At 67.9% G+C, this 22,852-nt stretch carries 24 protein-coding genes; 3 read left to right on the top strand and 21 right to left on the bottom strand.

Features of this window, described 5'->3' with window-relative positions:
- The 3 genes from HLK59_RS24105 to glmS form a co-directional block, all read right to left on the bottom strand.
- On the bottom strand, window positions 1-317 hold a 317-nt coding region (locus tag HLK59_RS24105; protein ID WP_277349522.1), incomplete at its 3' end, for an NAD(P)H-hydrate epimerase.
- A 102-nt stretch (window positions 318-419) separates the two neighbouring features.
- Window positions 420-791, bottom strand: a complete 372-nt coding sequence (locus HLK59_RS24100) for a holo-ACP synthase (protein ID WP_171143576.1) — start codon at window positions 789-791, stop codon at window positions 420-422.
- A gap of 38 nt (window positions 792-829) precedes the next feature.
- On the bottom strand, window positions 830-2,677 hold the full coding sequence (gene glmS / locus HLK59_RS24095; RefSeq protein WP_171143575.1) for a glutamine--fructose-6-phosphate transaminase (isomerizing): 1,848 nt from the start codon (window positions 2,675-2,677) through the stop codon (window positions 830-832).
- 189 nt (window positions 2,678-2,866) lie between these two features.
- Between glmS and coaA the strand changes: the two genes are divergently transcribed.
- Entirely contained in the window at window positions 2,867-3,835 is a 969-nt protein-coding gene (coaA, locus tag HLK59_RS24090; RefSeq protein ID WP_171143574.1) for a type I pantothenate kinase, read from the top strand.
- A 26-nt stretch (window positions 3,836-3,861) separates the two neighbouring features.
- Entirely contained in the window at window positions 3,862-4,782 is a 921-nt protein-coding gene (locus HLK59_RS24085; RefSeq protein ID WP_171143573.1) for a DUF389 domain-containing protein, read from the top strand.
- A 106-nt stretch (window positions 4,783-4,888) separates the two neighbouring features.
- Here the strand turns inward: HLK59_RS24085 and glmM are convergent, their stop codons facing one another.
- The 3 genes from glmM to rplM form a co-directional block, all read right to left on the bottom strand.
- Window positions 4,889-6,247: a phosphoglucosamine mutase gene (glmM, locus tag HLK59_RS24080; RefSeq protein WP_171143572.1), complete on the bottom strand. Its 1,359-nt coding sequence runs from the start codon at window positions 6,245-6,247 to the stop codon at window positions 4,889-4,891.
- Window positions 6,248-6,427: 180 nt separating this feature from the next.
- Window positions 6,428-6,955, bottom strand: coding sequence for a 30S ribosomal protein S9 (gene rpsI / locus HLK59_RS24075; RefSeq protein WP_171143571.1), 528 nt, complete (start codon window positions 6,953-6,955; stop codon window positions 6,428-6,430).
- A 41-nt stretch (window positions 6,956-6,996) separates the two neighbouring features.
- Window positions 6,997-7,440: a 50S ribosomal protein L13 gene (gene rplM, locus HLK59_RS24070; RefSeq protein ID WP_045559465.1), complete on the bottom strand. Its 444-nt coding sequence runs from the start codon at window positions 7,438-7,440 to the stop codon at window positions 6,997-6,999.
- A 261-nt stretch (window positions 7,441-7,701) separates the two neighbouring features.
- Here rplM and HLK59_RS24065 point away from each other — a divergent pair, with 261 nt between their 5' ends.
- A complete protein-coding gene (locus HLK59_RS24065; protein WP_171143570.1) occupies window positions 7,702-8,580 on the top strand; it encodes a hypothetical protein in 879 nt (292 codons plus the stop codon).
- A gap of 49 nt (window positions 8,581-8,629) precedes the next feature.
- On the opposite strand, the gene HLK59_RS24060 is transcribed toward HLK59_RS24065, so the two are convergent.
- From HLK59_RS24060 to secY, 15 genes are all read right to left on the bottom strand, one after another.
- Window positions 8,630-9,400 (bottom strand): polyprenol monophosphomannose synthase, encoded by a 771-nt coding sequence (locus tag HLK59_RS24060; protein ID WP_171143569.1) that lies wholly within the window; start codon window positions 9,398-9,400, stop codon window positions 8,630-8,632.
- A 19-nt stretch (window positions 9,401-9,419) separates the two neighbouring features.
- The gene (locus HLK59_RS24055; RefSeq protein WP_171143568.1) at window positions 9,420-10,736 is read right to left on the bottom strand and encodes a UDP-glucose/GDP-mannose dehydrogenase family protein; all 1,317 of its coding nucleotides are present in this window, start codon (window positions 10,734-10,736) and stop codon (window positions 9,420-9,422) included.
- A 56-nt stretch (window positions 10,737-10,792) separates the two neighbouring features.
- Window positions 10,793-12,619 carry a glycosyltransferase family 39 protein gene (locus HLK59_RS24050; RefSeq protein ID WP_171143567.1) on the bottom strand — a complete coding sequence of 609 codons (1,827 nt, stop codon included), beginning with the start codon at window positions 12,617-12,619 and terminating at the stop codon, window positions 10,793-10,795.
- Complete coding sequence (locus HLK59_RS24045) at window positions 12,619-13,632, bottom strand: glycosyl hydrolase (protein ID WP_171143566.1); 1,014 nt, start codon at window positions 13,630-13,632, stop codon at window positions 12,619-12,621. The genes HLK59_RS24050 and HLK59_RS24045 overlap by 1 nt, the downstream gene beginning before the upstream one ends.
- Window positions 13,632-15,047 (bottom strand): glycosyltransferase family 2 protein, encoded by a 1,416-nt coding sequence (locus HLK59_RS24040; RefSeq protein WP_171143577.1) that lies wholly within the window; start codon window positions 15,045-15,047, stop codon window positions 13,632-13,634. The genes HLK59_RS24045 and HLK59_RS24040 overlap by 1 nt, the downstream gene beginning before the upstream one ends.
- Before the next feature lie 383 nt (window positions 15,048-15,430).
- The gene (gene truA, locus HLK59_RS24035) at window positions 15,431-16,294 is read right to left on the bottom strand and encodes a tRNA pseudouridine(38-40) synthase TruA (protein WP_171143565.1); all 864 of its coding nucleotides are present in this window, start codon (window positions 16,292-16,294) and stop codon (window positions 15,431-15,433) included.
- Between the two features lie 124 nt (window positions 16,295-16,418).
- A complete protein-coding gene (gene rplQ, locus HLK59_RS24030; protein ID WP_171143564.1) occupies window positions 16,419-16,931 on the bottom strand; it encodes a 50S ribosomal protein L17 in 513 nt (170 codons plus the stop codon).
- A 117-nt stretch (window positions 16,932-17,048) separates the two neighbouring features.
- On the bottom strand, window positions 17,049-18,071 hold the full coding sequence (locus HLK59_RS24025; RefSeq protein WP_171143563.1) for a DNA-directed RNA polymerase subunit alpha: 1,023 nt from the start codon (window positions 18,069-18,071) through the stop codon (window positions 17,049-17,051).
- Between the two features lie 172 nt (window positions 18,072-18,243).
- On the bottom strand, window positions 18,244-18,648 hold the full coding sequence (gene rpsK, locus HLK59_RS24020; protein WP_003956432.1) for a 30S ribosomal protein S11: 405 nt from the start codon (window positions 18,646-18,648) through the stop codon (window positions 18,244-18,246).
- 70 nt (window positions 18,649-18,718) lie between these two features.
- Complete coding sequence (rpsM, locus tag HLK59_RS24015; RefSeq protein ID WP_171143562.1) at window positions 18,719-19,099, bottom strand: 30S ribosomal protein S13; 381 nt, start codon at window positions 19,097-19,099, stop codon at window positions 18,719-18,721.
- 192 nt (window positions 19,100-19,291) lie between these two features.
- Window positions 19,292-19,405 (bottom strand): 50S ribosomal protein L36, encoded by a 114-nt coding sequence (gene rpmJ / locus HLK59_RS24010; protein WP_003998809.1) that lies wholly within the window; start codon window positions 19,403-19,405, stop codon window positions 19,292-19,294.
- Window positions 19,406-19,464: 59 nt separating this feature from the next.
- Complete coding sequence (gene infA / locus HLK59_RS24005) at window positions 19,465-19,686, bottom strand: translation initiation factor IF-1 (protein ID WP_003948620.1); 222 nt, start codon at window positions 19,684-19,686, stop codon at window positions 19,465-19,467.
- A 200-nt stretch (window positions 19,687-19,886) separates the two neighbouring features.
- Window positions 19,887-20,723 carry a type I methionyl aminopeptidase gene (map, locus tag HLK59_RS24000; RefSeq protein WP_171143561.1) on the bottom strand — a complete coding sequence of 279 codons (837 nt, stop codon included), beginning with the start codon at window positions 20,721-20,723 and terminating at the stop codon, window positions 19,887-19,889.
- 97 nt (window positions 20,724-20,820) lie between these two features.
- Window positions 20,821-21,483: an adenylate kinase gene (locus tag HLK59_RS23995; protein WP_171143560.1), complete on the bottom strand. Its 663-nt coding sequence runs from the start codon at window positions 21,481-21,483 to the stop codon at window positions 20,821-20,823.
- Window positions 21,483-22,796 carry a preprotein translocase subunit SecY gene (gene secY, locus HLK59_RS23990; RefSeq protein ID WP_171143559.1) on the bottom strand — a complete coding sequence of 438 codons (1,314 nt, stop codon included), beginning with the start codon at window positions 22,794-22,796 and terminating at the stop codon, window positions 21,483-21,485. The genes HLK59_RS23995 and secY overlap by 1 nt, the downstream gene beginning before the upstream one ends.
- Between the last annotated feature and the right edge of the window lie 56 nt (window positions 22,797-22,852).

Here is a 22,852-nt window from a genome sequence, read left to right as displayed (position 1 = left end):
CCCTTCCGGGGCAGGGCCAGATGGGTAAAAGGGCCGCCCGTGAGCCCTCCGGCATGGGCCCGCTCCGGCGTGAGCAGCAACGCGGCGACCCCGGCGCCCCGGCGCGCGAGCCGGGCCCCGGCGTACAGGGTGTCCCCGCCGTTGTCGCCGCTGCCCACCAGCAGGACGACCCGGCTGCCGTACACCCTGCCCATCAAGTCCGCGCAGGCGGCGGTGAGTCCGGCGACCGCCCGCTGCATCAACGCCCCCTCCGGCAGCCGTGCCATGAGCTCCCGCTCGGCCGCCCTGACCGTCTCCACGCTGTACGCAGTACGCATGGGTCCGAGTCTCCCCGAGCGTGCCCGTACGACGCGACCTCACGCGCGTCGACACGGCACGGCCCAGCCGCTGCCCCCGCCCAGCGGGACCCGGCGGCGCCGCTACCCCTCCGCGACGACGACGGCCGAGGCCACACCGGCGTCATGACTGAGCGACACATGCCAGGACCGCACACCCAGCGCGGCCGCCCGCGCCGCGACCGTTCCGGTGACCCGGAGCCGGGGCTGCCCGCTGTCCTCGACGTACACCTCGGCATCGGTCCAGTGCAGCCCGGCGGGCGCGCCCAGGGCCTTGGCGAGCGCCTCCTTCGCGGCGAACCGCGCCGCCAGCGAGGCGACCCCCCGGCGCTCCCCGCTGGGCAGCAGCAACTCGCTGTCGAGGAACAGCCGTCGCGCCAACCCGGGGGTGCGCTCCAGCGAAGCCGCGAACCGCTCGATCTCCGCCACGTCGATCCCGACGCCGATGATGCTCATGCGGAGCACCCTATGACCACGCTCCGCGGCCCGGTCACCTACTCCACCGTCACCGACTTGGCCAGGTTCCGAGGCTGGTCCACCTCGTTCCCCCGGGCCGTGGCCAGCTCGCACGCGAAGACCTGGAGCGGCACCGTGGCCACCAGCGGCTGGAGCAGCGTGGGGGTGGCCGGGATGCGGATCAGGTGGTCGGCGTACGGGACCACCGTCTCGTCGCCCTCCTCAGCGATCACGATCGTGCGCGCGCCCCGGGCCCTGATCTCCTGGATGTTGGACACGATCTTGTCGTGCAGCACGGACCGGCCCCGCGGCGACGGCACGACGACCACCACGGGCAGATCCTCCTCGATCAGTGCGATCGGGCCGTGCTTCAGCTCGCCCGCCGCGAAGCCCTCGGCGTGCATGTACGCGAGTTCCTTCAGCTTCAGCGCCCCCTCCAGCGCCACCGGATACCCCACGTGCCGCCCGAGGAAGAGGACCGTGTTCTTCGAGGCCAGCGACCTGGCCAGGGCGCGTACCGGCTCCATGGTCTCCAGTACCCGCTCCACCTCCCCGGAGATCTGCGCCAGGTCCCGGATGACGGCGGAGATCTCGTCGCCCCACTTGGTGCCCCGCACCTGGCCCAGGTACAGGGCCACCAGGTAACACGCCACCAGCTGCGTCAGGAACGCCTTCGTCGACGCGACCGCGACCTCGGGCCCCGCGTGCGTGTACAGCACCGCGTCCGACTCACGGGGGATCGTGGAGCCGTTGGTGTTGCAGATCGCCAGGACCTTCGAACCCTGCTCCCGCGCATGCCGCAGCGCCATCAGCGTGTCCATGGTCTCCCCGGACTGCGAGATGGCGATCACCAGGGACCGCGCCCCCAGGATCGGGTCCCGGTAGCGGAACTCGCTCGCCAGCTCCACCTCGCAGGGGATCCGGGTCCAGTGCTCGATGGCGTACTTGGCGATCAGCCCCGCGTGGAAGGCCGTACCGCACGCCACGATCACGACCTTGTCCACCTCGCGCAGTTCGGCGGCGGAGATACGCACCTCGTCCAGCGCCAGCGAGCCGGCCGCGTCGATGCGTCCGAGCAAGGTGTCCGCGACCGCCTTCGGCTGCTCGGCGATCTCCTTGAGCATGAAGTAGTCGTAGCCGCCCTTCTCCGCCGCGGACGCGTCCCAGTCCACGTGGTACGACCGGACCTCGGCGGGGCGGCCGTCGAAGCCCGTCACCGTCACCCCGTCCCGGCGCAGCTCCACCACCTGGTTCTGACCCAGCTCGATCGCGGAGCGCGTGTGGGCGATGAAGGCGGCGACATCGGAGGCCAGGAACGCCTCGCCCTCCCCGACGCCCACCACCAGCGGCGAGTTGCGCCGCGCCCCCACCACCACGTCCGGCTCGTCGGCGTGCACCGCGACCAGCGTGAACGCGCCGTCGAGGCGCCGGCACACCAGCCGCATCGCCTCCGCGAGGTCGGCCGTCCCGGAGAACTCCTCCGCCAGCAGGTGCGCGACGACCTCCGTGTCCGTCTCGGAGGACAGCACATGCCCCCGCTCGGCCAGTTCGGCCCGCAGGGCGGCGAAGTTCTCGATGATCCCGTTGTGGACGACCGAGACCCGGCCCGCGTTGTCCAGATGGGGATGCGCGTTGGCGTCCGTCGGTCCACCGTGGGTGGCCCACCGGGTGTGGCCGATGCCCGTCCCGCCCGTCGGCAGGGGCCGGTCCACCAGTTCCTTCTCCAGGTTGACGAGCTTGCCCGCCTTCTTCGCGGCCGCCAGCCCACCGTCCGCCAGCACGGCGACGCCCGCCGAGTCGTACCCCCGGTACTCCAGCCGCTTCAGTCCGGCCATCACGACTTCGAGCGCCGACTGCGACCCCACGTAACCCACGATTCCGCACATGCGCGGCAGCCTAGAGGCGCCGCCCCGCCCGAACAGCGCCCGAACCGGCCGCCGCGTGCCCGAAATCGGAAATTCCCACCGCCGTACGAACCCCCCGGCGCTCTCCGAGGGGTCACCGCGTGACGGACCCCACCCGCCATCCCGTTCAAACTCCGTTAACAATGGACTGTGATCTCTCCGGTCTCCTCGATGCCCCGGAGCGCCCACCGGCACAAGCCGGAGGCGACTCCCTACGTCGACCTCACCCGTGCCGAGTGGAGCGCGCTGCGCGACAAGACGCCGCTGCCGCTCACCGCGGAGGAGGTCGAGAAGCTGCGTGGTCTGGGCGATGTCATCGACCTCGACGAGGTGCGCGACATCTATCTGCCGCTGTCACGGCTCCTCAATCTCTACATCGGTGCCACGGACGGCCTCAGAGGGGCGCTGAACACCTTCCTCGGCGAACAGGGCGCCCAGTCCGGCACCCCCTTCGTCATAGGGGTCGCGGGCTCGGTGGCCGGCGGCAAGTCCACGGTCGCCCGGCTCCTCCAGGCCCTGCTCTCCCGCTGGCCCGAGCACCCGCGCGTCGAGCGCGTGACGACGGACGGCTTCCTGCTCCCCACCAAGGAACTCCAGGCCCGCGGCCTGATGTCCCGCAAAGGCTTCCCCGAGTCGTACGACCGCCGGGCGCTGACCCGTTTCGTCGCCGACATCAAGGCCGGCAAGGACGAGGTGACGGCCCCCGTCTACTCCCACCTCATCTACGACATCGTCCCCGGCGAGAAGCTCGTCGTGCGCCGCCCGGACATCCTGATCGTCGAGGGCCTCAACGTCCTTCAGCCCGCCCTTCCCGGCAAGGACGGCCGCACCCGCGTCGGCCTCGCCGACTACTTCGACTTCAGCGTGTACATCGACGCAGGCCCCGAGGACGTCGAGCGCTGGTACCTCAACCGCTTCAAGAAGCTGCGCCGGACAGCCTTCCAGAACCCCGACTCCTACTTCCGCAAGTGGACCCAGGTGTCGGAGGAGGAGGCCCTCGACTACGCCCGCACCCAGTGGCGCACCATCAACAAGCCCAACCTGATCGAGAACATCGCCCCCACCCGCGGCCGCGCCACCCTGGTCGTCCGCAAGGGCCCCGACCACAAGGTCCAGCGCCTGCGCCTGCGCAAGCTCTGAAGGACCGGGCCTGTTAGAAAGGCGTCATGCTGCATCTGCGCCTGATCACCCCGGCCGACAGGACCGACGCCGTGGTCCGCCTGATCGAGTCGACGGTCGGCACCACCCACCTGGTCGTGCTGCCGGGCGCCGCCCGCAACCCCGCGGGGGACGTCGTGATGTGCGACGTCGCCCGCGAGGCCGGTGACGAACTCATCGGCGCGCTGCGCGGGTTGGACCTCGACAAGACCGGTTCCATCGCCGTCGAGAACATCGACCTGTCGCTCTCCGAGCGGGCCGACAAGGCCGAGGACGAGGCCCCGGGCGAGGGCGCCGACGCGGTCCTGTGGGAGCACCTCACGGACGCCACCCACGAGGAGTCGACGCTCTCCATCACGTACCTCGCGTTCATCACGCTGGCCACGATGATCGCCGCCTGTGGTGTCGTCCTCGACAACGCGATCCTGATCGTGGGCGCGATGGCGGTGGGCCCGGAGTTCGGCCCGCTGGCCGCCTTCAGCACGGCGATCGTCCGACGCCGGCCCCGTCTGGCGCTGCGCTCCCTGATCGCGCTGCTCGTGGGCTTCGCGGTGGCGATGGTGGTGACGGTGGGCTTCAGCCACTTCATGGACTGGGTGAACCTGTTCAGCGCCGAGCAGTTGGACGCCGAACGCCCCAACACCAACTTCATCTACCGGCCCGACTGGTTCTCCTTCGTCGTGGCCGTCCTCGCCGGCTGCGCGGGCACCCTCTCCCTGACCTCGGCGAAGTCGGGTGCCCTGGTCGGCGTCGCCATCTCGGTCACCACGGTCCCCGCCGCCGCGAACGCCGCGGTCGCCTTCAGCTTCAACGAGTACAAGCAGGCCTGGGGTTCAACGGAACAACTCCTGCTGAACATGCTGGGCATCATCCTGGCGGGCACACTCACGCTGCTCGCCCAGAAATGGCTCTGGCGAAAGCAGGCCTAGGGGCGCGGGGCTGTGCTGAATTTGCGGCTACCGCCGCGCGGGCGCGACAAGCCACAACGAACCCGCAGCCCGCAGAGCACAGACCCCCCACCCCGAACCCGGCGCCCTAACCGAGCGCCGACTTCACCACATCCGCCAACCGCCCGGCCACAGACCGAGCCTGATCAATATCCGCCGCCTCGACCATGACCCGCACAAGCGGCTCAGTCCCAGAAGGTCGCAACAACACCCGCCCGGTGGAACCGAGTTCCCGCTCCGCCTCGGCAACCGCCGAAGCCAGCTCCCCCGACGTCCCCACCCGCGTACGGTCCACATCCGGCACATTGATGAGCACCTGAGGCAGCCGCTCCATCACGGACGCCAGCTCCCGCAGCGACCGCCCGGTCTCCGCGACCCGAGCCGCGAGCATCAGCCCGGTCAGCGTCCCGTCACCGGTGGTGGCGTGATCCAGGATGATGACGTGCCCGGACTGCTCGCCGCCGAGGGCGTATCCGTGCTCCTTCATCGCCTCCAGCACATACCGGTCCCCGACCGCGGTCTGCACCAGCTGGATGCCCGCACGGTCCATGGCCAGCTTGAACCCGAGGTTCGACATGACGGTCGCGACGACGGTGTCCGACCGCAGCGCGGAGCGTTCCCGCATCGCCAGCGCGATCACGGCCATGATCTGGTCGCCGTCCACCTCGTCACCGGTGTGGTCCACGGCGAGGCAGCGGTCGGCGTCCCCGTCGTGCGCGATGCCGAAGTCGGCGCCGTGCTCCACGACGGCGGCCTTCAGCAGGCCGAGGTGGGTCGATCCGCACCCGTCGTTGATGTTGAGCCCGTCCGGCGAGGCACCGATCGTGATCACTTCGGCTCCGGCGCGGGTGAACGCCTCCGGGGAGACCCGCGCGGCGGCACCGTGCGCCTCGTCGAGGACGATCTTCAGGCCTTCGAGCCGGTTCGGGAGGACCGCGATGAGATGGGCGACGTACTGGTCGAAGCCCTCCAGGTACTCACGTACGCGTCCCACGCCCGAACCCGTCGGCCGGTCCCAGGGCTCGCCGTGCCGGTGGGACTCGTAGACCGACTCGATCCGCTCCTCCAGCTCGTCGTCGAGCTTGTGCCCGCCGCGGGCGAGGAACTTGATGCCGTTGTCGGGCATGGCGTTGTGGCTGGCGGACAGCATGACGCCGAGGTCGGCGCCGAGCGCACCCGTGAGATAGGCCACGGCCGGTGTCGGCAGTACGCCGACCCGCAGGACGTCGACACCCGCGCTCGCGAGGCCCGCGACCACCGCGGCCTCCAGGAACTCCCCGGACGCACGCGGATCCCGTCCGACCACCGCCGTCGCCCGGTGGCCCTCGAAGGTACCCGCCTCGGCCAGTACGTGGGCCGCCGCTACCGACAGACCCAGGGCCATCTCGGCCGTCAGGTCCGCGTTGGCGACGCCGCGCACGCCGTCCGTGCCGAAGAGTCGTCCCACTTGTCCTCCTGATAGAGCGCTGCTACTCGGAGATCATCCGATCGCACAAGCCTTAGAACGTCTTGTGCCGTTATACGCCTAAGGCTGTGATAAACGAACGCCCCGGCGGCACTGTGGCGTGCCGCCGGGGCGTTCGGACGTACTGCTGACGTGCGAGTACGAGCTTGCAGGCAGCGAAGCTTAACGCTTGCTGTACTGCGGGGCCTTGCGGGCCTTCTTGAGACCGGCCTTCTTGCGCTCGACCGCACGGTCGTCGCGACGGAGGAAGCCGGCCTTCTTGAGGGCGCCGCGGTTGTTGTCCACGTCGGCCTCGTTCAGCGCGCGGGCCACGCCGAGGCGCAGGGCGCCGGCCTGGCCGGAGACGCCGCCACCCGAGATGCGGGCGATGACGTCGTAGCGGCCCTCGAGCTCGAGCACCTTGAAGGGCTCGTTGACTTCCTGCTGGTGCACCTTGTTGGGGAAGTAGTCCTCAAGGGTGCGACCGTTGATCTTCCACTTGCCGGTGCCCGGGACGATCCGGACGCGGGCGATGGCGTTCTTGCGACGGCCCAGGCCGGCGGCCGGCTGCGGGTCGCCGAAGCGGCCGGCGAGCGACTCCGAGGTGTACTCGCCCTCGACGGGGACCTCGGACTCGGTGGTGTAGCTCTCGATGTCGACGAGCTCGGTCTCGGTCTCTTCGACCGGCTGCTCAACGGTGGTCTCGGCCACGGTTCTCCTCAGATCTTTTCTGTTTAGGGGTGTGGCCGGAACTACTGCGCGACCTGGGTGATCTCGAACGGCACCGGCTGCTGGGCAGCGTGGGGGTGCTGGTCGCCCGAGTAGACCTTCAGCTTCGAGAGCATCTGACGGCCCAGGGTGTTCTTGGGGATCATGCCCTTGATGGCCTTCTCGACGGCCTTCTCGGGGTTCTTCGCCAGCAGCTCGTCGTAACGGACGGAGCGCAGACCACCCGGGTAGCCGGAGTGGCGGTACGCCAGCTTCTGGGTCTTCTTGTTGCCGGACAGGTGAACCTTGTCGGCGTTGATGATGATGACGAAGTCGCCCATGTCCATGTGAGGGGCATAGGTCGGCTTGTGCTTGCCGCGGAGGAGGTTCGCGGCAGTGGTAGCCAGACGGCCCAGGACGATGTCCTGTGCGTCGATGACGTGCCACTGGCGAGTCACATCGCCGGGCTTGGGGCTGTACGTACGCACTTCGCAGCCTTCTTCTTCAGTGGATGGGTGCTGACACATGGCATCACTGAAGCGATCGTGCAGCTGGGGACGACAGCGCCGGGAACGAGGCCCGTATGCCGCCCACTGGTAACTGCTCCAGGGAACCTACGTAAGGGCCTCTCGCCTGAGAGCGACCAAGCCAATACGCATAACAATCGGCAAGACTACTCGGGCTGCCCCGGACGGGTCAAAACGAGTACGCGCACCGGCCTCTCCCGTCCCCCGTCTAAGATGCGCCCCATGAGCTTTGGGCAGCAGGGGGGACCCCCGTCCCAGTGGGATCCCTGGAAACCGAATTCCCAGCAGCCGTGGGACGGCAGCAGCGACGGGCCGACCCCGGACTGGGCCGCGCTCGCCGAGGCATCGGAGACCCGTAACAAACGCCGCAGGCTGCTGTTCATCGGCGGTGGCGCCCTCGCCACCGTGGCGATAGGCACCGCCGTGGCCGTGGCCGTGGTGTCGGCGAACGGGGACAACGAGGCGTCCACCACCTCCTCGCTGCCCGCCACCGCGGACATCCCGAGCCAGTCCGCCACGGCCCCGTCCTTCGCGCCGACCAGCGCCCCGCCACCGCTGGACCCGAAGGACTTCGTCTCCAGCAAGACCAAGGACACCGCCCCGATCGGCGCGGACATCCTCTTCCCTGGCACGCAGCTGACCATGGGCGAGACGGTCTACAAGAAGGGCCCGACGGCCGACACCAAGAACTGCGCCTCGGTCGCCCAGGGCACCCTGCCGAAGGTCCTCAAGGCCAACGACTGCACCCGCCTGATGCGGGTGACGTACGTCAAGGACGGCGTCGCGGTGACGGTCGGCGTGGCCGTCTTCGACACCGAGGCACAGGCGACCAAGGTCAAGACCCAGGCCGACGACAAGAGCGTCGTGCGGTCCCTGGCGGGCAGCGGCGTGAAGTCCTTCTGCGACTCCGCGATCTGCCGTACGACGACCAACTCCTACGGCCGCTACGCCTACTTCACCACCGCCGGCTTCACCAACGGCAAGAACGTCACGGAGAAGAGCACCCAGGTCTTCTCCACCGGCGACGACCTGGCCGAGTTCACCTTCCGCCAGATCCGCCGCCGCGGCGAGTCCCAGGCCTCGGCCGCCGCCAACGAGTAGCGAGCGCACCGGTCCGCCGGCCCTCGGGGCCGGCGGATCCCGGTCCGGTTCAGCTCCGCCGGTTGCGCATGCGCAGCCGCAGCGGCACCAGGGCCGACTCGATCTGCGTCGAGAGGTTCATCTTGGAGACGCCTTCGGTGCGCTCCTCGAAACGGATCGGGATCTCGACGGCGCTGTGCCCGGCCCGGACCGCCTTGAACTTCAGCTCGACCTGGAAGCTGTAGCCGGCGCTGTCCAGGGTCGCGAGATCCACGTCACGCAGTGTGGCGGCCGACCACAGGTTGAAGCCGGCCGTGATGTCCCGGATCTTCGTGCCGAGCACGGTCCGGGCGTAGCGGTTGGCGAAGCGGGACAGCAGGACGCGGTGCCTGCCCCACTCCTCGTCCAGCGAGCCGCCCTCGACGTACCGGCTGCCGACGACGAGGCCGACGCCGGAGGCCACGGCCGTGCCGAGCATGCGTGGGACCGCTTCCACGGGGTGGCTGCCGTCGGCGTCCATCTGGATCACGTACTCGGCGCCCTCGGCGAGCGCGGCGCTCATGCCCGCCACGTACGCGCGCCCGAGGCCGTCCTTCTCGGTGCGGTGCAGCACGCTCATCCGGCGCCGCCCGGCGGGCTGGTCGGCGTTGTACTTCTCCGCGAGTTCCTCGGCGATCCGCCCCGTCCCGTCCGGGCTGGAGTCGTCGACGATCTTCAGATGCAGCCCCTCGATCGGCAGACCGAGGACCAGCTCGGCCATCCTGGGCAGGTTCGCCGCCTCGTTGTACGTCGGCATCACGATGGTGACCGGTACGCCGGGATGTCTGTCGTAGGCCGTCATGTCTTTCCGTTTCCCTCCCCTAGAGGCCCTGAACAGGCCTCTCCTCAACCGGCGCGGGTCTGCCCAGCGCACGGAAGTGCCAGCCCGCCGCGGACCAGCGGTCCCCGTCGAGCGCCCCCCGGCCGTCCACGATCAGCGGACGGGCCACCAGCGACGCGGCCCGTTCCGGGTCGATCTCCCGGAACTGCGGCCACTCGGTCAGATGCAGCACGAGGTCGGCTCCCCTGAGCGCCTCCTCGGCCGACATCGCGTATCCGAGGAGCGGGAACGCCTTGCGGGCGTTGTCCAGCGCCTCGGGGTCGTAGACCGTGACGTCGGCGCCGTCCAGGCGCAGACGGGCGGCCACGTTGAGCGCGGGCGAGTCCCGGATGTCGTCCGAGTCGGGCTTGAACGCCGCGCCCAGTACGGCGATACGGGCCCCCAGCACCGCACCTCCGCACAGCTCCCGCGCCAGCTCGACAACCTTGTCGCGGCGGCGCATGTTGATCGCGTCCACCTCGCGCAGGAACGCCAGCGAGACCCCCAGCTCGTCGGCGCGGTGCGCGAAGGCGCGGATGTCCTTGGGCAGACAGCCGCCGCCGAAGCCGATGCCGGCCCGCAGGAACTTCTTGCCGATCCGGTCGTCGTGGCCGATCGCCTCGGCGAGGACGCCGACGTCGCCGCCCGTCGCCTCGCAGAGCTCGGCCATCGCGTTGATGAAGGAGATCTTGGTGGCGAGGAAGGCGTTGGCGGCCGTCTTCACCAGCTCGGCGGTCGGGAAGTCCGCGGTGACCAGCGGGGTGCCGGCCTCCAGTACGGGCTTGTACACCTTGCGGAGGATCGTTTCCGCATGTGCGGATCGGACACCGATGACCAGCCGGTCGGGCCGCAGCGTGTCCTCGATGGCGAAGCCCTCCCGCAGGAACTCCGGGTTCCAGGCGACCTCGGCGTCGAGTGCGTCCGCGAGCCGCCCCGCCGTGCCCACCGGCACGGTCGACTTGCCGACCAGCAGCGAGCCCTCGGCCGCGTGCTCGGCGATCGCCGCGAAAGCCGCGTCGACGTAGGTGAGGTCGGCGCCCTCGGAGCCCTTGCGCTGCGGGGTGCCGACGCACACGAAGTGCACCTCGCCGAAGGCCCCGGCCTCCGTGTAGTCGGTGGTGAACCTGAGCCGCCCGGTCGCCGTGTGCTTCCGGATCAGCTCGGGCAGCCCGGGCTCGTGGAACGGCACCTGGCCGGCCCGCAGCGCGGCGATCTTGTCGGGGTCGACGTCGACGCCGAGCACCTCGTGACCGAGCTCCGCCATGCAGGCGGCGTGGGTGGCACCGAGGTAGCCGGTGCCGATGACGGTGAGCCGCATGGTTTACGGCCTTTCGTGAATACAGGGGTGAAGAAGAACAGAGGTGAGTGACCGGCTCAGGACGTCTTCGTCCAGATCTCGTAGTGGCCGGTGCCGCCCGAGCTGAGGTTGAACGGGATCTTGCCGACCAGGCGGTAGTGCCCGCTCTTGGTCACCTGCTGCTCCAGGTACTTGTCGAGGTCCGGCGTCGCGACGCCGTCCAGCACGATCAGATCGAAGTAGCCGGCCTCGATGGCGAGCCGGTACCCCTCCCTGCCGTGGTGGATCTTGCCCTTCTTGTCCGAGTAGCCGATGCCGTACGTCGACGTCCACTGGTCGTGGTTGGTCTTGTCCCGCAGGTAGTAGACGGGCACCTCGTAGGTGGCGCCGAGGTACTTGGCCTTGGGCTTCATGTACGGCTCGATGGCCTTGACGAGCGGCGTGGAGTCGGGCCACAGCCCGAACCGCCACTCGGACTGCGAGACGCCGAGGCACAGCGCGGTGACCCAGATCAGGATGCCCAGCTGCGGATAGCGGAAGTGCTTGCCGACCAGCCGGATCACACCGACGCCGGCCATCGGGGCGGCGAAGAGCAGACCGAAGCCGAGGTGCTTGTAGAGCGAGACCGAGGTGCTGAGGTGGATCTGGTACGCGGGAGCCAGCAGCGCGGTGCCGGCCAGCACCAGGCCCAGCAGGGCCCGCCAGCGCCAGCCCGGGCCGCCCAGTCCGTGCGAGCGCGGGGACTCGTTCATCCGGCCGCGCAGCGCGTAGGCGACGGCGCCCGCGACGGCGGCGGCGAACATCAGCCCGCCCCACTCCACGGACTTCTCCACCAGGGACATCGCGGTGTCGGTGCCGTGGGCACGGTTGGTGGTGGTCGCCTTCACACCGGCGAGCACATCGGTGTACATCAGGCCGACACCGACCAGCGCGGCGGTACCGAGGCCGAGCAGCAACGCGCGTAGCAGACAGCGCCAGCCCTTGTGGTGCCAGGCCGTTAGCGCGGCGAGCACGACGAGGGTGGGCAGGTACAGCGCGGACGCGTACTTCACCGCGACCGCCAGCACGATCACCGGGGCCGCGAGCAGCACGGCGGCCGCGGAGACCCGGTTGGTGCGGACGACGATCCAGGTGGCCAGGGCCAGCAGGAAGATCGCCGGAGCGTCGTAGGTGGCGAACCAGCCGAGCACGATGCTCGGCTGCGTGACCGCGAACAGCGCGGCGGCGACCAGCGCCACCCGCTCGTTGAACATGCGCCGGCTGAAGGAGTACAGCAGCGCGGTCGCGCCCAGCATGCACAGCAGGCTCAGCGCCCGGGCGCCGGAGAGCCCGAACCAGCCGTCGACGACGGCCGCGGCGACCGGATAGAGGACCGGCGACCCGGAGAAGTACGACTCGTACCCGCTGTGCAGCGGGGTGCCGTTCATCCAGTGGTCGATGATGTTGTGGCCCGCCGCGAGGTACAGGGCCTCGTCCTGGAACGCCGTGTTGGACTGCATCAGCGACAGCACGGCCTGGATCAGCAGCACGACCGCCAGGACCCCGCGGCTCACCCACGCCCGCCGCTTGCTGGGGGTGTCGTCCCAGCCCGCGTCCGGGGTCTCGGGGATGTGGTACTCGGGCTCGTCGTCGGGCACCTGCTGGTACTCGACCGTGCGCAGGGCGTACGTCGGCTGGTCGTCGTAGCCGCTCCGCGGCTGCTCGGGGATACCGGCCTGGTACGGCTGCTGGGGGTGCTGCGGGTGCTGCTGCTCCTGCTGCGGGTACTGCGGGTTGTCGTAGCCGTACGTCTGCTGCTGGTACTGCTGCTGCGAGGCCCGGCCGTCGGAGTTGAACCAGCTGCCGTCGTCCTCGGCGTAGGGATCGTAGGGCTGCGGCGTGTAGTGATCGTGTCGGGAGGTCATCACGGCTTCCGTACGTCGAAGCCGAAACGGTCGTCCGCGGCCAGCTTTCTGAACTCCTTGAGGGCCAGCGGGCTCGCCTCCAACCGCCAGTCGGCACGCTTCTTGTGGTTGAACCAGATGAAGCCGAGCATGTTGTCGTCGGCCTCCACGCCCGCGAACAGGTTGGCGATGTCGGCCCGTCGCCGCTCACCCGCCATGGCCGCGGTCTCCAGGAGCAGCATCGGCTTCTTGGTGAAGGTGCGGATCTGGTCGATGGTGGGACCGAAGACGCTGTCGAAGGCGTTGTCCTGGTCCATCGTCCAGTAGCCGATCAGACCGACCCAGTCGACGTAGGCGTCGCCCGGGTAGTACGGCTCCAGCTTGACGCTCTTGACCGGGTTGATGATGTTGGGCGACCAGGCCCAGATGACGTTCGAGGCACCTGCGTCGATGAAGGTCTCGTGGATGTGCCGCCAGGCGGCCACGTACTGCTTGGGGGTCGTGTACTTGGTCCCCCACTTCTCCCAGTGGCCGTTGAACTCGTCGGCGAAGTCGATGACGACGGGGAGGTTCAGTTTGCGGACCGCGGTCGCGTACTCCTTGATGTACGCGTCCGACTTGCCGGCCGCGATGTCGGCGACGCTGGTGTCGAAGGGCTCCCAGGACATCAAGGTCATGGCGCCCTCCTTCCAGGCCTTGCGCACACCGCTGGCGTCGAAGCCGTCGCCCCAGGCGGCGTAGTACTCGATGAGGTTCGGCTGCTTGCCGGTCATCTCGGTGTACGCGTCGACGCCCTTCATGGAGGTCGGCGCGCCCGCCACGGCGGCCCCGTAGTACTTCTTCTCCGGCTTGATCAGCGGAACGACGTCGTAGGGAACGTCCGACTGCGCGCTCTGCGACGGATCGGCGCCCCCCTCGGCCTGTCCGGCCGGTGAGTCGTTGTTCGAGCTGTCGAGCACAGAGCAGCCGCTGAGGGCCAGCGCGGTGAGCAGGACGGCGGTCAGTGCGGTGCGCGTGCGGGTGCGGAGCTGCATCAGACGGCCTCCTTCTCGCGCGGCTGGACCAGCACACGGCCCACGACGAGGGCGTAGAAGAGTCCGGAGGACAGGATCAGGGCGAAGTTCGGGGCGTCCATGGTGAACGTCCGGTACACGGCGCCGACCACCCAGACCAGGGCGGTGCCGCCGCTCCAGACCCACATGCCGATCCAGAAGCGGCGGGTCTTGTTCTTCTTGGCGCCGGAGGAGCCGGTGGGCTGCCAGCCCATACGGTTCTTGCGCAGGATGTCCCAGATGGCGAAGACGTGCGCCCAGCCGTACATCATGCGGGCGGCCCAGGCCTCCAGGCGGTAGGGCGCCTTGTGCCACATCGGGAAGACGATCGTGGTGTAGATGATGCTGGGCGCCACCATGAGCAGATGCTCGACCTGGAGCTTGTCCGGCATCATCACCAGCAGCACGATGGGGATGACCGGCGCCGCGAAGGTGAACAGCGCCGTGTGGATGTAGTAGAAGAACCCGGACATGTAGCAGAGCCGGCTGGAGAGCTTGATCTTGCGCTCCCAGAACTTCTTGCTGCCGAGCAGGCTCATCGATCCGGAGCACCAGCGGTACTGCTGGTTGAAGAAGGCGCCGGCGGTGTCCGGGCAGACGCCCGTGGAGACGGCGACCGGCACATAGCGCAGGTCCCAGCCCAGGCCCCGCAGGTCGAAGCCGGTGTGCACGTCCTCGGAGTGCTCGATCAGCGTCGTGCCGCCGTTGGTCTCCAGCGCGGCCCGCCGGTACACGGCACAGGAGCCGACGCAGATCGCGCCGTCGCTGCCCTGCCGGGAGACCTGCACGGACCGGTAGAAGAGCTCCTGCACGGCGCCCGCGCCACGCTCGATCCAGTTCTGCGAGTCCAGCACCCGGAAGTACTGCGGGGACTGGACGATGCCGATGCCCGGGTCGGACTCCATGTACGGCAGCAGTTCCTGGAGCAGGTCGGCGCGCGGGGTGAAGTCGGCGTCCAGGATGAGGATGTACTTGCCGTCGGACTGCCCGAACCCGAAGTGCAGGTTGCCGGCCTTCTTGAACCAGCCGCGGTTCTCGCGGGTGCCGTAGCGGAACCCGAAGTCGCGGGCCATCGCCTCCAGCTGCGGGTCGGCGCCGTCGTCGAGGACGAACGGGACGCAGACGCCCGGGTAGTGGTCGGCCATGTCCCGCACGTGCCGCCAGGTGTTGTGGAGCACCTCGATGGGCTCACCGCACACCGGCAGGAACACGTCCACCGTGGGATAGACCTCGGGCCGCCAGTTGTGGACCAGCCGCTTGTGGTACGCGATGTCGAAGTCCCTGGTGAAACCATTCACCCGGAGCGATATCAGGTAGTAGATGACCGTGAAGACCAGCAGCGGGGTGTAGATCCACAGCACCGGCGTGGACTTGGCCAGTTCGAACTGGCTCACCACCAGGCAGCAGAAGCTGATCAGCGAACTGATCGTCAGGATCCACAGGTTCCGTCGGGCGTAGGAGTACTTCTCCTTGTCCGTCGGCGGCAGCGGCAGCAGCCCCAGCGGAGCGCCCCCACTTCGCCCGGCCCTGCGCCGACCGCTGTTCTGACGCGCGTTGCGACGCCCCCCGGTCCGTACCGGACCTACTGAACTCATGAAAAAGAAACCGCCTATGGGCCCTACCGGCCCGTCGACCCCCACCCGTTCTCGGCCACCCCAGTCGAACTTTTGGCCGAGCTGCGAAAGATTAACCGAGTTATGTGAATGACGTAAGGGTCAGATAGAGACTTACGCCGGGTAAGGTGCGACATGTCCGCTATCTGCGGCGAAATGAGCGGTAACTAACAGGTTTCACAACGGGACGACCCGGGCAACGAGCGCCGATTCCGCGCTTCCTTGTTCCGCGCGGCCAGCAGTTCGTCGGCCGGATAACCGACCTCTTCGAGGGTCAGCCCATGCGGCCGTACGACATGCACGGCGGAGTCCCTGACCCCCGCGGCCAGCACCTTCCCCGGCCACTCCGGCCCCCGGTGCCCGTCCCCCACGAACAGCAGCGCCCCGATCAGCGAGCGCACCATGTTGTGGCAGAAGGCGTCGGCCCGGACCGTGGCGGTGATGATCCCGTCGTCCCCGCGCACCAGGCTCAGCTCCTGGAGGGTACGGATGGTGGTCGCGCCTTCCCGCTTCTTGCAGTAGGCGGCGAAGTCGTGCTCCCCGAGGAGCCGCCCGGCGGCCTCGTTCATCGCGTCGACGTCGAGCGGCCAGTCGTGCCACAGGACATGGCTCCGCAGCAGCGGGTCCACACCCCCGGGGTTGTCGGTGACGCGATAGGCGTACCGCCGCCAGATGGCCGAGAACCGTGCGTTGAAACCGCTCGGCGCCTCACGAAGGGCCCACACCCGTACGTCCTTCGACAGCCGCCCGGCCAGCCGCTTGAGCAACTTCTCGTGATGCTCGCCCCAGACCTCCCGAGGCAGATCGACATGCACGACCTGCCCCCGCGCATGCACCCCGGCATCGGTCCGCCCGGCCACCGTCAGCTCGTACGTCTCCCGGGACCGGGTCACCGTACGCAGCGCGTCCTCGACCTCCCCCTGCACGGTCCGCCGCCCCCCGGCCTGCTTGGCCCACCCGGAGAACTCGGTCCCGTCGTAGGACAGATCAAGACGCACACGAACATGCCCGGCAGCTACTTCATCGCTCACAAGGAGATCCTCTCAGGAACACAAAAGCGGACCCGCTCCAGAAAGGAACGGGTCCGCTGAGCGCCCCGTAAGGGGCACGGGGAACTGCGCGACAAGCCGCGAACGCACAGCCCTCGGCAGACGCTTACGCGTCCTTGGACTCCTCGGCGGAAGCCTCCGCGGCGTCCTCGACGACCTCGTCGGACTTGGCCTCGACAGCCTCGTCCTTCTTGAGGGCATCTTCCTTGACCGCACGCTTGGTGGCGGCCTCGGCCTCACCCGTCGCAGCCTGCGCAACCGTCAGCGCCTCGACCAGCTCGATGACAGCCATGGGCGCGTTGTCGCCACGACGGTTACCGATCTTGGTGATACGGGTGTAGCCACCGGGACGGTTCTCGTACCGCGGGCCGATCTCGGTGAAGAGCGTGTGGACGATGCCCTTGTCCGTGATGACCTGGAGCACCTGGCGGCGGTTGTGAAGGTCGCCCTTCTTCGCCTTGGTGACCAGACGCTCGGCGTACGGACGCAGCTTGCGCGCCTTCGCCTCGGTGGTGGTGATACGGCCGTGCTCGAACAGCGCCTTCGCGAGGTTCGCGAGGAGGAGCTTCTCGTGCGCGGCGCTGCCGCCCAGACGGGCACCCTTGGTGGGCTTCGGCATGGTGTTTCTCCTAGGTGTCTGCCCCGGCCGTATCAGGTACCGAGGTCAGTATCCGAGCAGGCGGTTACCTGTCGGAGATCCGGGGCCCGCTGACGCGAACCCCGGAGGTGGTGGAGATCAGTACTGCTCGGTCTCCACGAAGCCCGCGTCCGCGTCGTCGTCCGCGCCGAACGCGTCCGCAGCGGCCGTGGGGTCAAATCCGGGCGGGCTGTCCTTGAGGGCCAGGCCCATGCCGGCCAGCTTCGCCTTGACCTCGTCGATGGACTTCGCACCGAAGTTACGGATGTCCAGGAGGTCGGCCTCGGAGCGGGCGACGAGCTCACCCACGGAGTGGATGCCCTCACGCTTGAGGCAGTTGTAGGACCGAACGGTGAGCTCCAGCTCCTCGATCGGCAGCGCCAGGTCAGCGGCAAGGGCGGCGTCCGTGGGGGACGGGCCCATGTCGATGCCCTCGGCGTCGATGTTCAGCTCACGGGCGAGACCGAACAGCTCGACCAGCGTCTTACCGGCCGACGCCATGGCGTCACGGGGACGCATGGCCTGCTTCGTCTCGACGTCGACGATCAGCTTGTCGAAGTCGGTCCGCTGCTCGACACGGGTCGCCTCGACCTTGTACGTGACCTTCAGAACCGGCGAGTAGATCGAGTCGACCGGAATACGCCCGATCTCCTGACCCACCTGCTTGTTCTGCGACGCGGAGACATAGCCGCGACCGCGCTCGACGGTCAGCTCCATCTCCAGCTTGCCCTTGCCGTTCAGCGTGGCCAGGACCAGGTCGGGGTTGTGCACCTCGACACCGGCCGGGGGCGCGATGTCGGCTGCGGTGACCAGACCCGGACCCTGCTTGCGCAGGTACATCACGACCGGCTCGTCGTGCTCCGAGGAGACGACCAGCTGCTTGATGTTGAGGATCAGGTCGGTGACGTCCTCCTTGACGCCCGGCACGGTGGTGAACTCGTGCAGGACGCCGTCGATACGGATGCTGGTGACAGCAGCGCCGGGGATCGACGACAGGAGGGTACGGCGAAGAGAGTTACCGAGGGTGTAGCCGAAGCCCGGCTCCAGCGGCTCGATCACGAACCGGGAACGGAACTCGTCCACGACCTCTTCGGTCAGAGACGGACGCTGAGCGATCAGCATGTTGCGGATCCTTCTGTCAGGGGCGCCCGCTATTTGACGCCCTGATGTGGAACAAGGGTACGGGCGATACGACCGAAGAGGTCGTACCGCCCGGCTGTTTACATGTGGGGGACAACCCCCACGCCCCCGGCCAACAAGCCCGGAAGCACAGCAAGCCCTTAAGGCACCGACGTCAGACGCGGCGACGCTTCGGCGGACGGCAGCCGTTGTGCGGGGTGGGCGTGACGTCCTGGATGGAGCCGACCTCAAGACCGGTCGCCTGAAGCGAACGGATGGCCGTCTCACGACCCGAACCCGGGCCCTTGACGAACACGTCAACCTTGCGCATGCCGTGCTCCTGCGCGCGGCGGGCGGCCGACTCGGCGGCCATCTGCGCGGCGAAGGGGGTGGACTTGCGCGAGCCCTTGAAGCCGACGTGGCCGGCGGAGGCCCAGGAGATCACGTTGCCCGACGGGTCCGTGATCGAGACGATCGTGTTGTTGAACGTGCTCTTGATGTGGGCGTGCCCGTGAGCGACGTTCTTCTTTTCCTTGCGGCGCACCTTCTTGGCAGCGCCCTGACGACCCTTGGGGGGCATCTAGTAACTCCTACGGGGAGGTGGTCGGTCCTACAGCGAAGACCGCTGATGAAGCGTTGTCCGCTGTGGACTACTTCTTGCCCGGCTTCTTCTTGCCGGCGATGGCGCGACGCGGGCCCTTGCGGGTACGAGCGTTCGTGCTGGTGCGCTGACCGCGGACGGGCAGACCACGACGGTGACGGAGACCCTGGTAGCAACCGATCTCGACCTTGCGGCGGATGTCGGCCTGGATCTCGCGACGGAGGTCACCCTCGGTCTTGATGTTGTTGTCGACGTACTCACGAATCGCGACGAGCTGCTCCTCGGAGAGGTCGCGAACGCGGGTGTTCGGGTCGACGCCGGTCTCGGCCAGCGTCAGCTGGGAGAGCGTGCGGCCGATACCGAACACGTAGGTCAGGGCGACCTCCACGCGCTTTTCGCGCGGGATGTCAACACCGGAAACGCGTGCCATTCAATGGCTCCTGGTGATCTTCGGAGGTCTTCCACAGAACCGGTTCCCAGCCGCCGTACCAGGTACGAACTGGGTCCCCGGCCTCCGAACCGGGGGTGTCAGGCACCGTGGTGCCTGGGTTCCGCGTATGAACAAATTCAGCTCGCGTCGCGCGAATCTCTGCGATGTCGATGCAGAGGGATAGGTCGTGCGTCAGCCCTGGCGCTGCTTGTGGCGCGGGTTCTCGCAGATGACCATGACCCGACCGTGACGGCGGATCACCCTGCACTTGTCGCAGATCTTCTTGACGCTCGGCTTGACCTTCATTGGTGAGGTTCTCCGGGTCAGTGCCACCACCCCGTCCGGAGACGGGATGCGGGCAAGATCTACTTGTAGCGGTAGACGATCCGGCCACGCGTCAGGTCGTAAGGAGACAACTCCACCACGACCCGGTCGTCAGGGAGGATACGGATGTAGTGCATACGCATCTTGCCGCTGATGTGTGCCAGGACCTGGTGGCCGTTCTGGAGCTCGACCTTGAACATGGCGTTCGGCAGAGACTCGACGACAGTGCCCTCGATCTCGATGGCACCTTGCTTCTTGGCCACGCTTCGCCCTTCGAATCGACTACCTTGATCGACTCTGTACGAGCGCATGCAGGCATGCGGGTGCACGAGAGCCGACGAGTCAGTCTACGTCAGTGCACCCGGAAAGACGAATCGAGGAAGAATGCCCGAAGAGAGAGATCTTTAAGCACGCCGGGGCAGAGACGCGCCCCCACACGGCCGCACACGACATACGACATGACCTAGGCGAGCGGATCAGGAGCGGCGGTCACGCCGTACTCCGCCAGCTTCGCCTTACCCCCGTCGGGAGCCGTCAGCACCAGCGGACCGTCCACGGTCAACGCGACGGAGTGCTCCCAGTGAGAGGACCACGTACCGTCCGTCGTGATGACGGTCCAGTCGTCCGACAGGACCTCCGTCCGCGGCGTCCCCAGCGACACCATCGGCTCGATCGCGAGGCAGAACCCGGGCACCAGCTTCGGCCCCTTGCCCCGACGCCGGTCGACGTAGTTCAGCAGATGCGGGTCCATGTGCATCTCGGTACCGATGCCATGGCCGCCGTAGTCCTCGATGATCCCGTACCGTCCGCCGCCGGCCTTCGGCTGCCGGCGGATGTACGTCTCGATGGCCTTGGACACGTCCACCAGCCGGTTGCCCGGCTTCATCGCGGCGATACCGGCCCACATGGACTCTTCCGTCACCCGCGACAGCTCAAGCAGCTCCGGAGCGTGACCGGAGCCCACGAAGGCCGTGTAGGCCGCGTCACCGTGCCAGCCGTCGACGATCGCGCCGCAGTCGATGGAGATGATGTCGCCGTCCGCGAGGACCACGTCGTCGGACGGGATGCCGTGGACCACGACCTCGTTCACGGAGGTGCAGATCGTCGCCGGGAAGCCGCCGTACCCCAGGAAGTTCGACTTCGCCCCGTGCTCGGCGAGCACCTTGCGCGCGACCTCGTCCAGGTCCTTCGTGGACGCCCCGGGCACGGCCGCTTCCCGCGTGGCCGCGTGGATGGCGGCGACGACCAGCCCCGCCTCACGCATCTTGGCGATCTGCTCGGGGGTCTTGATCTGCACCATGGGGGCCTGCGCTCTCCGTCACTCGCTGGTTCGGTTACCTACACAACAGTACGGCCGTGCAGTCCCTCGGGACTCCACGGCCGTACCAGGTCGACGACTACTGGTCGTCGCCCTCACGCTTCAGTCCGGCCAGCGCACGAGTGGTGACCTCGTCCACCGGACCCATGGCCTCGATCGTGACGACCAGGCCCTGCGACTTGTAGTAGTCGATGATCGGCTCGGTCTGCGTGTGGTAGACCTCGAGCCGGGTGCGGACGGTGGCCTCGGAGTCGTCGTCCCGCTGGTACAGCTCGCCGCCGCAGACGTCACAGACGTCTTCCTTGGCCGGCTTCTTGTACGTCACGTGGAAGACGTGCGAGGAGTCGTTACGGCAGATGCGCCGACCGGCGATCCGCTTGACGACCTCCTCCTCGGGGGCCTCCAGGTCCAGCACCGCGTCCAGCTTGATGCCCTCGGTGGTGAGCAGCTCGTCCAGCGCCTCGGCCTGCGAGACGTTCCGCGGGAAGCCGTCCAGCAGGAAGCCGTTCACGGCGTCCGGCTGTTCCATGCGGTCCTTCGCCATCGCGATGGTGACCTCGTCGGGGACGAGGTTGCCGGCGTCCATGTAGGACTTCGCGAGTTTGCCAAGGTCCGTCTGCTGGCTGATGTTGGCGCGGAACAGGTCGCCCGTGGAGATGTGCGGGACACGCAGTTTCTCGGCGAGGCGGGTGGCCTGCGTTCCCTTTCCGGCGCCAGGCGGCCCGACGAGGACGATTCGCATCAGCGGAGGAACCCTTCGTAATTGCGCTGCTGGAGCTGGCTCTCGATCTGCTTCACCGTCTCAAGACCCACACCCACGATGATCAGGATGCTGGTCCCGCCGAACGGGAAGTTCTGGTTTGCCCCGAAACCAACCAACGCCATCGTCGGGACGAGAGCGATCAGACCCAAGTACAGCGAACCCGGCCAGGTGATCCGGTTGAGTACGTAGGAGAGGTACTCAGCGGTCGGTCGGCCAGCCCGGATGCCCGGGATGAAGCCACCATACTTCTTCATGTTGTCGGCGACTTCCTCGGGGTTGAAGGAGATCGCGACGTAGAAGAAGGCGAAGAAAACGATCAGCAGGAAGTACATGGTGATGTAAATCGGGTGGTCGCCCTTGGTCAGATTCTGCTCGACCCAGGTTTTCCAGCCGGAGTTGCTGCTCGAGAACTGCGCGATGAGAGCCGGGATGTACAGCAGCGACGACGCGAAGATGACGGGAATCACACCCGCCTGGTTCACCTTCAGCGGGATGTACGTGGACGTACCGCCGTAGGCGCGGCGGCCGATCATCCGCTTCGCGTACTGAACGGGGATTCGGCGCTGAGCCTGCTCGACGAAGACCACCAGACCGACCATGACCAGGCCGACCGCGACGACGGTGCCGAACTCGATCCAGCCGTCCGCCAGGGTGCCCTGCTTCTTGATGGCCCACAGGGCCGACGGGAAGGTGGCGGCGATCGAGATGAACATCAGGATCGACATGCCGTTGCCGATGCCGCGGTCGGTGATGAGCTCACCGAGCCACATCACGACGGCCGTACCGGCGGTCATGGTGATGACCATGACGATCGTGGTGAAGATCGAGCGGTCCGGGACGATGGACGACGCGGCGGTGCAGCCGGAGAACAGGGCGCCGCTGCGGGCGGTGGCGACGAGGCCGGTGCCCTGAAGGATGGCGAGCGCCACGGTCAGGTACCGGGTGTACTGCGTGATCTTCGCGGTACCGGCCTGACCCTCCTTCTTGAGGGCTTCCAGGCGCGGGATGACCACGGTCAGCAGCTGAAGGATGATGCTCGCCGTGATGTACGGCATGATCCCGAGCGCGAAGATGGTGATCTGCAGCAGCGCGCCACCACTGAACATGTTGACCAGACCGAAGAGGCCCTGGTTCGCGGACGCCTCGTCGACGCACTGCTGAACGGACTTGTAGTCGACGCCGGGGATCGGGATATGCGTACCGACTCGGTACACCACGATGATGGCCAGCGTGAAGAGCAGCTTCTTGCGCAGGTCGGGCGTCTTGAACGCCCGGGCGAACGCGGTGAGCACGGTGCCTCCTGCGACCCCCGCGCTACTGCGTCAAGGGTGACGGTCTTGAGGTTCGA

Origin of the sequence: Streptomyces sp. S3(2020) (genome assembly GCF_013044505.1) — a bacterium.
GTDB lineage: Bacteria > Actinomycetota > Actinomycetes > Streptomycetales > Streptomycetaceae > Streptomyces.
Note: the sequence above shows the minus strand (reverse complement) of the source record. Positions and strands in the feature narration are given on the sequence as shown.

Coding starts and splice junctions, on each gene's coding strand:
- map (WP_171143561.1), bottom strand. CDS start 20,723: ATGGTGCAGATCAAGACCCCCGAGCAGATCGCCAAGATGCGTGAGGCG.
- HLK59_RS24060 (WP_171143569.1), bottom strand. CDS start 9,400: ATGACGGCCTACGACAGACATCCCGGCGTACCGGTCACCATCGTGATG.
- HLK59_RS24045 (WP_171143566.1), bottom strand. CDS start 13,632: ATGCAGCTCCGCACCCGCACGCGCACCGCACTGACCGCCGTCCTGCTC.
- rplQ (WP_171143564.1), bottom strand. CDS start 16,931: ATGCCGAAGCCCACCAAGGGTGCCCGTCTGGGCGGCAGCGCCGCGCAC.
- HLK59_RS24100 (WP_171143576.1), bottom strand. CDS start 791: ATGAGCATCATCGGCGTCGGGATCGACGTGGCGGAGATCGAGCGGTTC.
- HLK59_RS24050 (WP_171143567.1), bottom strand. CDS start 12,619: ATGACCTCCCGACACGATCACTACACGCCGCAGCCCTACGATCCCTAC.
- HLK59_RS24055 (WP_171143568.1), bottom strand. CDS start 10,736: ATGCGGCTCACCGTCATCGGCACCGGCTACCTCGGTGCCACCCACGCC.
- coaA (WP_171143574.1), top strand. CDS start 2,867: ATGCCCCGGAGCGCCCACCGGCACAAGCCGGAGGCGACTCCCTACGTC.
- HLK59_RS23995 (WP_171143560.1), bottom strand. CDS start 21,483: ATGCGAATCGTCCTCGTCGGGCCGCCTGGCGCCGGAAAGGGAACGCAG.
- rpsK (WP_003956432.1), bottom strand. CDS start 18,648: ATGCCCCCCAAGGGTCGTCAGGGCGCTGCCAAGAAGGTGCGCCGCAAG.
- rpsM (WP_171143562.1), bottom strand. CDS start 19,099: ATGGCACGCGTTTCCGGTGTTGACATCCCGCGCGAAAAGCGCGTGGAG.
- rpmJ (WP_003998809.1), bottom strand. CDS start 19,405: ATGAAGGTCAAGCCGAGCGTCAAGAAGATCTGCGACAAGTGCAGGGTG.
- HLK59_RS24065 (WP_171143570.1), top strand. CDS start 7,702: ATGAGCTTTGGGCAGCAGGGGGGACCCCCGTCCCAGTGGGATCCCTGG.
- HLK59_RS24085 (WP_171143573.1), top strand. CDS start 3,862: ATGCTGCATCTGCGCCTGATCACCCCGGCCGACAGGACCGACGCCGTG.
- HLK59_RS24025 (WP_171143563.1), bottom strand. CDS start 18,071: ATGCTGATCGCTCAGCGTCCGTCTCTGACCGAAGAGGTCGTGGACGAG.
- glmS (WP_171143575.1), bottom strand. CDS start 2,677: ATGTGCGGAATCGTGGGTTACGTGGGGTCGCAGTCGGCGCTCGAAGTC.